A 14,430-nucleotide genomic window follows, 5' to 3' on the forward strand; every position below is an offset into this window, starting at 1 on the left:
GACAGCCCGGTGCGTTTGGGAGGCCCCTACGCACCGGGCTGTGGATAAATCACGAGCTGTGGACAACCTCGGGTCCGACGACCAGCTTGTCGGTCGCGTCGTCCACACTCACCTTCACCGTGTCGCCGTCGGCGACCGCGCCGGAGAGCAGTTCCTTGGCCAGGCTGTCGCCGATGGCCTGCTGGATCAGCCTGCGCAGCGGGCGCGCGCCGTAGGCGGGGTCGTAGCCGCGCACGGCCAGCCACTGCTTGGCCTCCTCGCTCACGTCGAGGGTGAGCCGACGCTGGGCCAGGCGCTTCTGCAGCTGCCGCAGGTTGATGTCGACGATCGATTCCAGCTGCTTGGCGTCGAGCGCGTGGAACATCACCACGTCGTCGAGCCGGTTGAGGAACTCCGGCTTGAACGCCCGCCGCACCGCGTCCATCACCTGATCGCGGTCGCCACCGGCGCCGAGATTGGAGGTGAGGATCAGGATGGTGTTGCGGAAATCGACTGTGCGGCCCTGACTGTCGGTCAGGCGACCCTCGTCGAGCACCTGCAGCAGGATGTCGAACACGTCCGGGTGCGCCTTCTCGATCTCGTCGAACAGCACCACCGAGTACGGCCGCCTGCGCACCGCCTCGGTGAGCTGACCGCCCTGGTCGTAGCCCACATATCCGGGCGGCGCGCCGACCAGGCGGGCCACCGAGTGCTTCTCGCTGTACTCGCTCATGTCGATGCGGACCATGGCGCGTTCGTCGGCGAACAGGAAGTCCGCCAGCGATTTCGCCAACTCGGTCTTGCCGACGCCGGTCGGGCCGACGAACAGGAACGAGCCCGTCGGCCGGTTCGGATCGGCAACACCGGCGCGCGCCCGGCGCACCGCGTCCGACACCGCCTGCACGGCTTCTTCCTGACCGACGACGCGCCCGGCGACCTCGGTCTCCATCCGCAGCAGCTTGGCGGTCTCGCCCTCCAGCATCCGGCCGACGGGCACGCCGGTCCACGCCGAGACCACATCGGCGATGTCGTCGGGAGTCACCTCCTCGTTGAGCATCACGTCACCGTCGGGCGCCGCGCCGCTGACCTCCTCCGCCGCCGCGAGCTCCTTCTCCAGCGCGGGAATCCGGCCGTAGCGCAGCTCGGCGGCCTTGCCGAGATCGCCGTCGCGCTCGGCGCGTTCGGACTCACCGCGCAGCGCCTCGAGCTGCTCCTTGAGCCCGCGCACCGAATCGATGGCGTTCTTCTCGTTCTGCCAGCGGGTGGTGAGCTGACTCAGCTTCTCGCGATCGTCGGCGAGCTCTTGGCGCAGCTTCTCCAGGCGCTGCTTGGAACCCGCGTCGGTCTCCTTCTCCAGCGCGACCTCCTCGATCTCGAGGCGGCGCACCGCGCGTTCCACCTCGTCGATCTCGACCGGGCGTGAGTCGATCTCCATGCGCAGGCGCGAGGCCGATTCGTCGATCAGGTCGATCGCCTTGTCCGGCAGGAACCGGGAGGTGATGTAGCGGTCCGACAGCGTCGCGGCGGCCACCAGCGCGGAGTCGGTGATGCGCACGCCGTGGTGCACCTCGTAGCGCTCCTTGATGCCGCGCAGGATGCCGATGGTGTCGGCCACCGTCGGCTCGCCGACCAGCACCTGCTGGAAGCGCCGTTCCAGCGCCGCGTCCTTCTCGATGTACTTGCGGTACTCGTCGAGGGTGGTCGCGCCGACCAGGCGCAGCTCACCGCGCGCGAGCAGCGGCTTGATCATGTTGCCCGCGTCCATCGCCGAATCGCCCGTGCCGCCGGCGCCGACGATGGTGTGCAGCTCGTCGATGAAGGTGATGATCTCGCCCGCGCTGTTCTTGATGTCGTCGAGCACGGCCTTGAGCCGCTCCTCGAACTCACCGCGATACTTCGCGCCCGCGACCATCGCGCCGAGGTCGAGCGAGACGACCTTCTTGTCGCGCAACGACTCCGGGACATCGCCCTCGATGATCCGGCGCGCCAGACCTTCGACGATCGCGGTCTTGCCGACGCCGGGTTCACCGATCAGAACCGGGTTGTTCTTGGTGCGGCGCGAGAGCACCTGCACCACCCGGCGGATCTCGGTGTCGCGGCCGATCACCGGGTCGAGCTTGCCCGCGCGGGCGGCCTCGGTGAGGTCGGTGGAGTACTTCTCCAGTGCCTGGTAGCTGGCCTCGGGATCGGGATTGGTGACCCTGGCGCTGCCGCGCACCTTCGTGAACGCGTCACGCAGCGCCTCGGGGGTGGCGCCGTGCTTGCGCAGCAGCTTGGCCACCTCGGTCTCACCCTGGGCGAGCCCGACCAGCAGGTTCTCGGTCGAGACGTACTCGTCGCCGAGTTCGGTGGACAGCCGCTGGGCGGCGGTGATCGCGGCCAGCGCCTCGCGGCCCAGCTGCGGGGTGGTGGTGGCGCCGGTCGCGCGCGGCAACTTGTCGACGATGTCACCGGCTTCGCGCTCGACCGTCGCCGGATTGACGCCGATGGCCTTCAGCAGCGGGGCGGCGATGCCATCGGTCTGATCCAGCAACGCCACCAGCAAGTGTGCCGGACGGATCTCCGGATTGCCCGCCGCCGAGGCGGCCTGAAGAGCGGCGGTCAGCGCCGCCTGAGTCTTGGTGGTGGGATTGAACGAGTCCACGAATCTCCCTTTTTGTTTGTCCGATATCGACTTGTTCAACGTGCACAGAGTTGAGTCTGTTCCGCTCAACTCCATCTTTTTTCCGCGGGGTTCGGGTCTGCGCTCACGCTACGCCGCGACACCACCGAAGACGATCAATCACCGCATGTCGAACGGCTATCCGCCTAGGATTACGGTGCCCGGCTCAGCCCCGATGTGAGGAGTTCATCGCCATGCGCGCGATCGTGGTTCAGAAGTTCGGCGCCACCCCCGAGCTGGCCGATGTGCCGGTCCCGACGGCCGGGCCGGGTGAGGTGCAGGTGGCGTTGGACGCGGCGGGGGTCAACCCGTTCGATCTGAAGATGGCCGACGGGCTGCTCGAGGGGAAGATGCCGACGGATTTCCCGATGATTCTCGGCGTCGACGGCGCGGGCACGGTGTCGGCGGTCGGCGCGGGGGTCACGAAGTTCGCGGTGGGCGACAAGGTGGTCGGGAAGTTCTTGACGGCACCGGCCGGGCACGGCAGCTGGGCGCAGTACGCGACCGTTCCCGAGGACGCGACCCTCGTACCGATCCCGGACGGGCTCACCACCGTCGCGGCCGCCGCGCTGCCGACCGCGGGGGTCACCGCGCAGGACCTGGTCGACGCGGCGCACATCCAGCCCGACCAGAAGGTCCTCATCGTCGGCGCGACCGGCGGGGTCGGCTCGTTCCTGGTGCAGCTGGCCAACACCGCGGGCGCCCACGTGATCGCCACCGCCCGTGGCGATGCCGCCGATCAGGTCGCGCGCCTCGGCGCCGCCGAGACCATCGACTACACCCAGATCCGCCCGGCCGACCCCGACTTCGTCGACCCGGACCCGGCCACCCACCGCGACTCCAACGTCACCGACGCGGTCCGCTTCACCCACCCCGACGGCATCGACGTCCTCTTCGACCTGGTCAGCGGCCCCGCCGATTTCGCCAGCCACGCCACCCTCGTCCGCCGCGGCGGCCACGCCTACTCCATCACCTGGGGCGCCGACGAGAACGCCCTGCGCGCACGCGACATCACCGGCGGCAACTTCGAATCCAAAGGCCGCTCCCCCGAACTCACCCGCCTCCTCACCCGCGTAGCCGCGGGCGACGTCGTCGTCCCCATCCAGATGACCGTCCCCCTCGACGCCGCTCCCGCCGTCCTCGGCGCGGGCAGCGCGCGCGGAAAGACCGTCCTGGCAATCTGATTCGTATCAGCTACCGGCGCTGTCGAGGTGGCGGCGGACCTCGGCCGCAAAGACCCGGGTGCCGGTCCTTTCCAGTACCGACAGCAGGCCGGTGACCGATCTCGGATCCCGGCGATATGCAGCAGCCTGCCTGTGCAGGGTCGAAATAGTCAGTCCTGGATAGAGATCCAGCTGGTCCAGCAAGAAGTCGTCCGGAGTGACCGCGATGAGATCGTAGGACTTCAACGCGTGTTCGGGGAAGTCACGGACATTGAAGGTGACCAGGACCTCCGCGCCAGAACGCACCGCAGCGGCGAGTACATGACGATCCTTCGGATCGTTCTCCATTCCGCTGATCAACGATTCGTAGCCGGTGACCATCGCGTCTGGAAACGCGAACTTCATCTGGGAGATCCGGCGGTCCACACTGTCCGGTGGAATATCGCGGCGCACGAGACTTCCGCGAAGTTCACTCAACACACCAGCGGACCAGAGCGGCCGGAACATCTGGGCGTCCGCCATACGAAGGAGCGTGTCGGACAGGTAGGCGGGGTGCAGAACACATGCATCGAAGAACACGCTGAACGGCATCGGCGCGCTCTACCTCGGTTCGGGTGGCGTCAAGGTTGCGGTGTAGATGCCCGCCTCTTCACCCTCTGCCGCCATCGCATCCAGCGTTGCCCGCCGCTCGGTACGTACGCGGCTCTGGTAGGTCAGGACGTCGCGGAGTAGCACCCGCCGGTGGCGTCCGCGCATCGAGTAGGCGATCTCCCCGTCGGTGAGCAGCCGGACGAGAGTGGGACGCGAGATATTGAGGAGGTCGGCAGCCTCCTGGGTCGTCAGCATGGTGTTGTGCGGTGCGATCGAGACCGCCAACCCATTCGACAGTGCGGTGACGGCATCCCGCAGCACTGCGTAGAGCTCGTCAGGGATGTCCAAGTAGGTGCCGTCGGGTCCGACGAGTCTGGCTTTGACGCAGGCTTGGTCGATCCGCAAGCTCGAAACCAACTGTTCGAGGTCAGCAGGGTCGTCAGGAGGGAAGACCGTACTCTCCCGCAGCATTGTTGACATACTCCGAGTGTAGACCTATTCGAAAAAAACGAAAGCGCGGCGCGATCGGCGGAGGCCGATGCCAGCGGGTTGCTCGGTGACGGGGCAGTGTGTAGCGTCACACGAACAAGAACGGCCGCCCGGTGAGCGCCAACTCACCGAACGGCCTGGGTACGAAACAGTCAAAGCCTGTTCGCACCGTGGGATGAAATCCTACATGCAACGGCTCGGCGTCTCATGGCGTCGGGCCTTCGTCGTTCCGGGGTGAGCTCTGCCCCGCACGATGGGCTGCCTGTGTCGTTTCCCGGGCCTTGGCGACTCCTTGTCGGTCGTTATCGGAGAGCCCGACCGAGGGACACACAACCCTGACACCCAGCCTCCTGCGAGCACCATCGTCGTACGCCTCGCACGTACGCACCTGGTCGGTTTCGGGAGTGCACACCTACGCCCAGGTCCAACCCCGCCACACGCCGACCCAGGCGTGGGGCTACCAGTGTTGGCCGAGGTCGCGAATCGGGGTCTGTGAGCGGGGAACCGGGAGGGATGGTTACGACGCCGGCACCCCTGGGTGCTCCGATCGGGGTTCGATACGAGCCGACCGGCCCAGACACTTCCGGCGAATGAGACTTAGCGCACAATAGGGATCCCAAGCTGCGGATGGCGCGTCCAATATCTCGAAATACCGCTGTCGAGAATGGGATTCGCTATGACCGACGATCTGCCCGAGATCACGCGCGCCGGGAATGCGAGCCTGCGTGCCGAGATCGATCGCATGCTCGAGGCGTACGAACGGGATTCGTCCGCGCTGCTCGCGGCGCAGGCCGGTGCGGCCGAACCGAGGACTGTGTGGTCCGACGACAATCTCGTGCGCGTCACCGCCAACGCGGCCGGGGTGATCGAAGTCCACATGGAGCCAACGGCTTTCCGGCACTCGACCCCGGAGAAGTTGAGCGCGTCGATCACCGCGACGGTGCAGGCGGCGCAACAGTTGGTGGCCCAGAGTCAAGAGCAGGCACTGGAATCTCTCACCGGACTCGCGACCGAACTCCCGGACCTGCCCGAGTTGATCCCGGGCGCGCCGAGCACCGCAGACCTCATGGCGCGTTTCCGCGCACCGGTGGATCCGCCACCAGCGCCAGCTCGTGACGAGGACGAATACTTCCGGAATCAGGGGTACCTGCGGTGAGCTCTCTCAAAGCCGACCCGGATGCGTTGCGCGGCACCAGATCCTCCTTCGAGTCCGTCGCCACCACCCTCACCACTGCACTCAGCACGCTCAGCGCCGCCATCGCGGCCGAGGGTGAGTGCTGGGGCAGCGACGAGATCGGAAACGCGTTCTCCGACAACTACACACCGGGCGTGGAGCAGGGTCAGAAGTCGGTGGGCAATCTGGCCACCTCGATGTCCCAGCTCGGCACGAACATGGTCACCGTCGCCGACAAACTCGTCGAGCAGGACACGGCTCGCGCGGCCCAGCTGAAGCAGTCGACGGGGACCTAGCCGGTGGGGATCGAGATTCCCGACTCACTGCAATGGGTCGCGAAATACATTCTCGGCGCGGGTGATTGGCCGGAGGGCGACGAAACCGCCATGCGCCGCCTCGCCGACGCGTGGACCAGCACCGCCAACGCGCTCGACACCGTCGACGACCAGGCCGCCGCGGCGTTGAACGCGGCGCTGTCGGCCCTGTCCGAGGGCGAGACCCACGACGCGATCGCCGCCTACCGCGACAAGCTGCTCGCCGGTGACGATGCCGCCTTCACCGCGATCCGCAAATGGTGCGAGAAGCAAGCCGAGCTCCTCGACGACGGCGCAAACGACATCGAACACACCAAACTCGTGATCATCGGCACCATGATCGTGGCCGCCGTGCAGATCGGCGCCGCGATCGCCACCGCGTGGACCGGCGTCGGTGCCGCCGCGGGCGTCGCGGCGCGGGTGGCCGCGCAGGTCTCGGTGCGGATCGCGATACGACAGCTGATCAGCCGCATGATCGCCCGGGGCGCCGCGAAGGCGGCAGCTCGCGCGGCACTGCGCGGCGCCATGTTCGAAGCACTCGAAGAAGGCGGCATCGATGCCCTCGCCCGCACGATCCAGGTCGCCAAGGGTGACCGCTCGATGGACGACTTCGGTTGGACCGACCTGGGTTTGGCGACCTTCGGCGGCGCGGTCGGCGGTGCCGTCGGCGGCGCGATGGGCGACCGGCTCGGCGGTGTCGGCGACCAGATCTCCAGCAAGGCAGGCAAACTCGCCGCCAATTCCGTCGCCGGTGCCGCCACCGAACTCGGCGCCGACCTCTCGGCCCAGGTCGCCACCGCAGGCGTAGCCTCCGCCCTGCTCGATCAGGAATTCAAACTCGACATCGGCGTCGACACCTTCACCAGCGCAGGTGCGGGCGGCATCCAGAGCGGCCTGGAATCAGGCTCACGCGGCGGAACCACCACGGCCCCAGACGTTCCCGACCTCGGCAACGTGCCGGGCGGCACCCCCTCCAGCCAACCCAACGGCGAATCACCCTCGACGACACCGGCATCAACCGGTCCGCAGAGCCCCTCCACGCCATCGACCGCTCCCGGTGAAGGCGCGACCCAGCCCGCGAGCACCCAACCGTCCACCTCCGCACCGTCAGCGCCCAGCAACGATTCACCCGGCCCCACCGCCCCAGGCAACACGTCACCGGCTTCCGCCACTCCAGGCGAAACGTCACCGGCTTCCACCACTCCGAGCGACACGTCTCCGGCCTCAACCACACCGAACGACACCTCACCAGCACAGAACTCACCAAGCCCGAGCGGACCCACCAACGACTCACCGACGCCGAACTCACCCGTCAGTGACTCACCTTCGCCGAGCTCACCAGCGAACCACTCCCCGACGTCGAACTCACCAGCCGATCAGTCACCTTCGTCCAGCTCACCAGCCGACAGCCCACCTGCCCCCACCGCACCGACGAATACCGCCACCCCCGAAAGCAATTCGCCCTCCTCCCCCACCAACTCCGGCCCCGCACCCACCGGCACGCCGAGCGAGACAAGCCCTTCCACCCCGGGCGACTCCACACCCACCCCATCGACACCCGGCGACACCAACCCGTCCACGCCGGGCGGCAACAGCCCATCCACACCCAGCAGCACAGCCCCCTCCACACCTGACGGCGACACGAGTCCATCCGCGCCCAACAGCTCTCCACCCAATCCATCCACACCCGCCAACACCTCACCCTCGGACCCCGGCGACACGACGCCGTCCACACCCAGCAGCTCGACGCCCAACTCATCCACACCCGCTGACACCGCCTCCTCCACACCCGACGGCGGCACCAACCCATCCACTCCCAGCGACACCGCGCCCAGCCCATCCACACCCGCCAACACCACGCCGTCCGCTCCCGGCGACACCACTCCATCGACACCCAACTCCGCTCCGACCAGCACAAACCCCACCGGCCCGACCAACAGCCCGTCCTCACTGGAGCTTCCCCCGGTCGACACCCCCACCCAGACACAACCGACCACCCCCACCGACTCGACCCCGGCTCCGTCGACCACCCAACCCTCGACACCCAGCGAATCCGCACAGACCACGCCCGGCACCACGCCAGCCAATCCCGGCACGTCCCCAACGACCCCGGGAACAACCGCACCACCGAGCTCCCCGAACACCCCCACAACCCCAACGAACACCCAGCCCGACCCCAACCGAACACCACAGTCCGACGGAACCACCACCGCCGCCGCGACGATGACCCCCACCGCACCGACAGCCGGAACCCCGACGCCGACACCGACATCCACCCCCGCATCACCCGCCGGCGCGGTCCCCCCGATGACCGCGACCCCTGTCACCCCGGCAACCCATCAGCCCGCAACGAGCAGTCCCCAACCCTCCACACCAACCCGCCCCGCAGCACCGACCACTCCCGCGAGCCAACCGACGTCGAGCTCCGCACCGCCGTCGACGCCCGCCCGCGCAACACCATCGACGCCTGCGGGTCCGCCACCTGCCACGCCACAGTCCCCACCCAGCCAGCAGCCACCGGGCACCAGCCCGAACACATCCACGCCTCCGGTCAACCCGTCGCCGTTCGGGCCTTCGCCGACCAACACCGTTTCGCCCACGGCCAACTCGATTCCCCCGCAGCACAATCAATCGCGCGCACTGCGCGAATCGCTCCGCGGCCTGCCGTCACAAGACGGCCGTACCCCCGCAATCGACACCAACCGCAATCCGTACTCCCAACGCCCACCCGCGTATCGCGTTCGCCGCTTCCATCTCGGCGGCAACCAGTGGGTGGCTGTCGGCAGCGTTCGCGCTCATATTCCCGACGCGCACCTGATGTCGCCCGCCGAGCTGCACCAGGCCATGGAGAACATTCAGGCGACGGTCGATGCCGCGTTCAACAATGGCAGCCGACTGCTCAGCGGGGACCAGTTCCTCATGGATGTCGAATTCACCACGGATCCCGCGGCCGCCGATCTGGATCTGGCGGCCAACCGGCTGCCGAACGACACCGCCAACGCGCTCCGGGACCAGTTCGGTCTCTTTCCGGCCGCCGCGGGACAGCCGCTGGGTCCCCGAGATCTTCGTGAGATCAGCAACGACATCGCGCGGGCGAACACTCCTGCCAGATTCAGCGACCCCGCTGATTCCCGCGTGGTCGATCATCGCCGACTGGGCGATCTCGAGCACCCGTCGCACCAGGCCCGAGTCGAGGACGCGCTTCGCCGAGACAACCGTTTCACGGTCGGCGCCGACCCGCGCACTCATCCGTACGGGCAACTGGTCAACGATGGTGGCCGCACGGTGCCAGGTCGCAGTAACAATTGCCTGGATTGTTCGTTGTCCGCGCTGTCATCGTTCTTCGGCGTACCTCGTGTGTCGGCGCCACGCTTCGACGATCGGTTGTCGAATGGCGCACGGGACAACCAATCCGGCGAGGTCGGCGGACCCGCGCGCGCACAGGAGTGGCTGGGTGCGAACTTCCAGTCCTACACGGGGATGCCCGTCAGCGATCAGTATCAAGCGTTGCACGACTATGTCGCCGCGTTGGGACCCGGCTCGGCGGCACTGGTAGGTACCGACTGGCACGCCCGTGATGCCAACGGCAACAAGCTCTTCCATCCGGATGGCACTCCGGTGCTGCAAGGTGGACACGCCACCGTCGTGGTTTTCCCACCCGGCGCACCCGGCCCCGTGTGGTGGGATCCGCAGAGCGGGGAAACCTCGCTCACCCCGCCGTCCTCGCTCACCGAGAACGCGGCGATCATGCAGTGCATACCGATCGATGCGAACGGAGGACCCGCTCATGCCGGAACCGGTACCAACCCGGGAACAGGCCAGTCACCTGCTGGCCCGGATACTCGGACCGAACCAGGAGTACAGCATCCTGGAGAGCGAGCACGGCTGGGTGTGCCGACAGATCCTGTCACCCCGGGAACAGCACCAGCGGGGGATGGGCCAGGGGGCCTACGTGATCAACAAGGCGACGGGCGTGATCACCGAGCACTCGAGCGCGGCGCTCCCGGTGATCGCGGCGGAGTTCGACCGGACGACAGCGGCCGGGCAACCACCTCAGGGCTACCAGATCCATCCCCCGATCCCACCCGAGCCCGCCTATCCGAAAACGCACCGAATCCAGCTGACTCGGACATTCGAGGACCAGAACAAGATCAGGTATCAGGTCGAGCTGACCTTCCTGGAACACCCGACCGATCCGGGGATCTCCCTGCAGATCGAGATCACCAAGAATCCAGTCACCGTGACCCCGTCGGATCGAGTCTCGACGACAGCGACGGCCTGGGCACACCAGCAGAGCCGAGCGACCGGGAGCTGGCCGCAGACCGGGGTGATCGAGGTCTAACCGATTCTCAACAGGACACCGCGACCGCACCCGCCCACACCACCCTCACGCCGCAAGACCTCGAAAGCGCCACTCGAGCCCGCCAAGCCCGCGAATCCCTCCGCTCGGTAACCCCCGCCAACGACCAGGCCCTGCAGGTGAAACCCACCACCGGCCGCCCGTACCGCAGCGCGAGCTATCCCACCGCCCTCGGCCAACCGGTCCGCGTCATCCGCGTCACCGCGGCCGTAACCGCTTCTCCCACAACGCCACCCACCACCATCGACGCGGTCGCCGACCGTACCCAACTCGCCACCGATCTCACCTTCAACCAGGGCAACCAATTCCCCCTCGGTGACTGGCTCATGGTCGACGTGGTCCCCACCACCAACCCCGCCACCGCCGACCTCACCATCGACGCCGACACCAACCCCACCCGCACCGACCTCGCCAACACCCTCCGCGCCACCCTCGGCCTTCCTCCGACCACAAACCCCACCCTCACCCCCGCCGACATCCACCAACTCGGCTCCGACATCTCCCGCGCCGACCTCGCCCGAGCCACCACCCCTTCCTGGGCGGACCAGCACACCACGCCCTCCGTCGACACCAACCCGACCGTCGACCTCGACGCCATCCACAACCAACACGCCGAACAAACCCCCGCGGGCGTCTCCCACCACCGCGGCGACCCCACCATGGGCGACCTCCCCCACCGAGTCCCCGCCGACCCCCACCGCTTCACCGCCGACACCCACATCACCCCGGACGGCAACGCCCGCATCGGCGACCACACCCTCACCCCCGAGCAATACGGCGACCTCCTGCGCCGCTCCGGCTGGGACGGCACCACCCCCATCCGCCTGATCGGCTGCGACGCCTCCACCAACGACTTCGCCAACCGCCTGTCCCAACACCTGGGCGTAGAAGTCCTGGCCCCCACCCAAGCCGCCTGGACCGACGCCAACGGAAACGTCTTCACCTCCAGCGCCATCACCAACCCCGACGGCACCCGCATCCCCCGAATCCCACCCGACGGTCAATGGCATACCCACCACCCGAGTGGCGCTACCACCAACGAGGGCCCGAACACCAACCCTGCCGGAACCAGAAGCCCGTCCGAGGGCGGATTCGCCCCCGAAACAGCAGTCGACCGAGCTCGCCCGGTCGCGCCACGGACGGACCCGCCAAACCGCAATCCATCGCCGCAGATGAGTGCCGAATGGGATCCTCCTTCCAATAGCGGCGGCACCCCGCTCTCCGAGGTGGAGATGACCGTGGAGCCAACCACTCGTATCCTGGATTCGAATGGGGAACTCCCGCCGAACTCTCGCATCGTCGCAACTGACTCTGCCGGTAATCCCAGAGGCACGTTCTACACCGATGCGGACGGCCGAGTTACCCACGCCGACCTGGTATCAGCGAATACTGGGCACGGCCGCACGGTCAACCCGCTGGGAGACAACCCAGACATCAGCTCTCCGGAGACGGGGGTCGTATATCGGGTACAGAGTGCAACCGGAATCTATCCGCATACCTACGTCGGCACATCGCTGGAAGATTCACGGCCGTCCGGCGCCCAACCCGCAGCATCGCTGTCGGCACATACAGCGGCACAGACTGGCACCACCGATCCGCAACAGTCACTACCCCAAAGGTTCGATGAATTTCGAGGTGGTCCTATCGACCCCGCAGTTGACTGGGATCCCAGGGGCAACGATCAAGGCATGTACAGCAGCACAGATCCGATCACCGATTACGACACAGCCACGCAGGGTCCGTTCTCGTTGCAGCAACCTCGCGAACCACACACTCGCTACGATGTTTACAATACTGACGGCAACTGGCATGGCAGTTTCTATACAGACGAATATGGGGCCTTTTCCCATATTCACACGTGGTCCGGAAACCAAACGCACGGATTCAATCCCGAACTCGGCACGGGGGCAACATGGGATGCGAACCTTTCGGTGCCATGCCCAAACACCACATATGCCGTCGGACCACGCCACTTGGAACACCGTGGACTCGATCCGCGAGAACCTCGACAACTGTTCCGAACAGACGACAACGGCGACACAGTTGCGGCATCAGTACTACCGACATATTCACCCGCCGGAATCACTGCCGAAACCTTCTTCGGCCCACGTCGGGGACTGGGAGGTTCGACAGACCTGCAAACAGATGTTGGAAACATAGCGGGCGGAGGCAGAGACAGGCATGGCAACTACCTGCCCGGAGAGTACGACTCCAGCTTGTATCCCGACGATCCATCCAACCTATTCCGTTTCGCTGGCGGCCATCTGGCCCCATATGAGGCAGGCGGCCCAGGTGAGCGCATCAACCATGTTCCTCAGTGGGCATATGAAAACAGCAGTTGGCGACTCGAGGAGCGCCCGACCTCGGACTCGTGGCGACGGATGGAATCCGACCAGTCGTCGGTCGGTCGGTCACCCGATGCGGAAATCCGAAGAATCGATGTATTCGCCGAACGACACACTCCGAATATTCGCACACCCGATCGACTACATGTAAGGTTCACCGTATCGCCAGTCGATTCAGAAGAATACATACAGGTTAGGAATTTCCACAATGTCCCAGCAGCGGCACGGAACCCCGCACCCGGATCGCGACTACAATCATGATGAAAGGACCATTGAACTCCTTCGGACAGTAGGCGAGAATCTGATTCAGCTGGCGCCGCCCGATTGGCAACGACTCGACCTCGAGTACCGAGGTACTGCCGCGGTCTCCGACTATGGGTTTTGGTGCACCCTTGACAGTGGCAAAATATTTCAGATACCCGAACCTCTCTTTGCAGCAAGCAGAGCACTCGATCAGCTACGAGATATGATGTACGAACCTGGGCGTGGCACATGGTTCCTAGCTCGATACAACCTTGCGGAGAACATGGAGTATAGAATCGTCTTCGACTACGATCACGATCCACTTTGGTTTGCACCCACAGATATAGGAACCTGGAAGACCGACCTCGCGATCTATCCACGCGACCCACAGCACATGCCGAAGTGGTTGAATCAGATCCTTTCCGGCGAGTACAAGTACCTCAGCGAACAGGGAAAGCAGTGACAGACCCGATGTTCATCGAAGAACAAGGCGCACTGCTTTCAGCGATAACTGATCGATTGGAGGTCGTTGCCCCGCCAGGGTGGAATCGCCTCGACCTGAAATACATGACAATCGGCGACAACGATTTCGGCGGATCCAGCGCCGTTGTCTTCAACAAGCGAGAGCAGGTAATAGGCATCTGGAAGCCGCCATCCGATGTCGATGACATGTTTGCCCAATTGCGGGCAGGGATGGCGCGACCCGAACGCGGCGCCTGGATAAAGGCCGAATACTTCCTCTACTATCCCGACTATTATTCGATAGAATACTTCAGGGATATCCCCTCGAGCAACTTCCATTCCGAACATTTGCCGTCCCCGTCCGACTGCGCTCGCGAATTGGAACTCTTTCCCCGAGCTGCAGAACACATCCCCAGCTGGATGCAGGAATTGCTGGAGAAGGCCCGTGACGTTGGCTGACGTACCAGCACTGGTGCAAGCGACCGGAGAAGCCGCCGAGGTTGCGGCACCACCTGAGGTCGTCGAGAGAACGGGTTCGGCCTGATGACCGACACCGAGAGACAGGAACGCACCTTCTTGATGTCGGTGGTGGAAGTCGGTCGGGCTCGGCGTGATGGTCGACCCGTCGCGCTGCGCGGAATAGGTTGA

The 14,430-nt window shown here is 65.8% G+C and carries 9 protein-coding genes; 6 read left to right on the plus strand and 3 right to left on the minus strand.

The features are described 5' to 3' along the window. Positions 1–49 precede the first annotated feature (49 nt). Complete coding sequence (gene clpB, locus ACFVVM_RS16245) at positions 50–2,623, minus strand: ATP-dependent chaperone ClpB (RefSeq protein WP_387618227.1); 2,574 nt, start codon at positions 2,621–2,623, stop codon at positions 50–52. Positions 2,624–2,835: 212 nt separating this feature from the next. Between clpB and ACFVVM_RS16250 the strand changes: the two genes are divergently transcribed. Further along, positions 2,836–3,825, plus strand: a complete 990-nt coding sequence (locus ACFVVM_RS16250) for an NADP-dependent oxidoreductase (RefSeq protein WP_387618229.1) — start codon at positions 2,836–2,838, stop codon at positions 3,823–3,825. Between the two features lie 6 nt (positions 3,826–3,831). Here the strand turns inward: ACFVVM_RS16250 and ACFVVM_RS16255 are convergent, their stop codons facing one another. Then, a complete protein-coding gene (locus ACFVVM_RS16255; protein WP_387618232.1) occupies positions 3,832–4,395 on the minus strand; it encodes a PIN domain-containing protein in 564 nt (187 codons plus the stop codon). A 9-nt stretch (positions 4,396–4,404) separates the two neighbouring features. Then, positions 4,405–4,875 (minus strand): helix-turn-helix domain-containing protein, encoded by a 471-nt coding sequence (locus tag ACFVVM_RS16260; RefSeq protein ID WP_387618235.1) that lies wholly within the window; start codon positions 4,873–4,875, stop codon positions 4,405–4,407. A 685-nt stretch (positions 4,876–5,560) separates the two neighbouring features. Between ACFVVM_RS16260 and ACFVVM_RS16265 the strand changes: the two genes are divergently transcribed. The 5 genes from ACFVVM_RS16265 to ACFVVM_RS16285 are packed head-to-tail and all read left to right on the plus strand — an operon-like array spanning position 5,561 to position 14,241. Beyond that, the gene (locus tag ACFVVM_RS16265; protein ID WP_387618238.1) at positions 5,561–6,040 is read left to right on the plus strand and encodes a YbaB/EbfC family nucleoid-associated protein; all 480 of its coding nucleotides are present in this window, start codon (positions 5,561–5,563) and stop codon (positions 6,038–6,040) included. Then, a complete protein-coding gene (locus tag ACFVVM_RS16270) occupies positions 6,037–6,354 on the plus strand; it encodes a hypothetical protein (protein ID WP_387618240.1) in 318 nt (105 codons plus the stop codon). Before ACFVVM_RS16265 ends, ACFVVM_RS16270 begins: the two co-directional genes overlap by 4 nt. 3 nt (positions 6,355–6,357) lie before the next feature. Continuing rightward, positions 6,358–13,338: a toxin glutamine deamidase domain-containing protein gene (locus tag ACFVVM_RS16275; protein ID WP_387618243.1), complete on the plus strand. Its 6,981-nt coding sequence runs from the start codon at positions 6,358–6,360 to the stop codon at positions 13,336–13,338. Then, positions 13,286–13,783, plus strand: coding sequence for a hypothetical protein (locus ACFVVM_RS16280; protein WP_387618245.1), 498 nt, complete (start codon positions 13,286–13,288; stop codon positions 13,781–13,783). The genes ACFVVM_RS16275 and ACFVVM_RS16280 overlap by 53 nt, the downstream gene beginning before the upstream one ends. A gap of 8 nt (positions 13,784–13,791) precedes the next feature. Beyond that, positions 13,792–14,241 (plus strand): hypothetical protein, encoded by a 450-nt coding sequence (locus tag ACFVVM_RS16285; protein ID WP_387618248.1) that lies wholly within the window; start codon positions 13,792–13,794, stop codon positions 14,239–14,241. Positions 14,242–14,430: the final 189 nt, after the last annotated feature.

The organism is Nocardia sp. NPDC058176, from assembly GCF_042883805.1.
In the GTDB taxonomy this organism is placed as follows: domain Bacteria; phylum Actinomycetota; class Actinomycetes; order Mycobacteriales; family Mycobacteriaceae; genus Nocardia.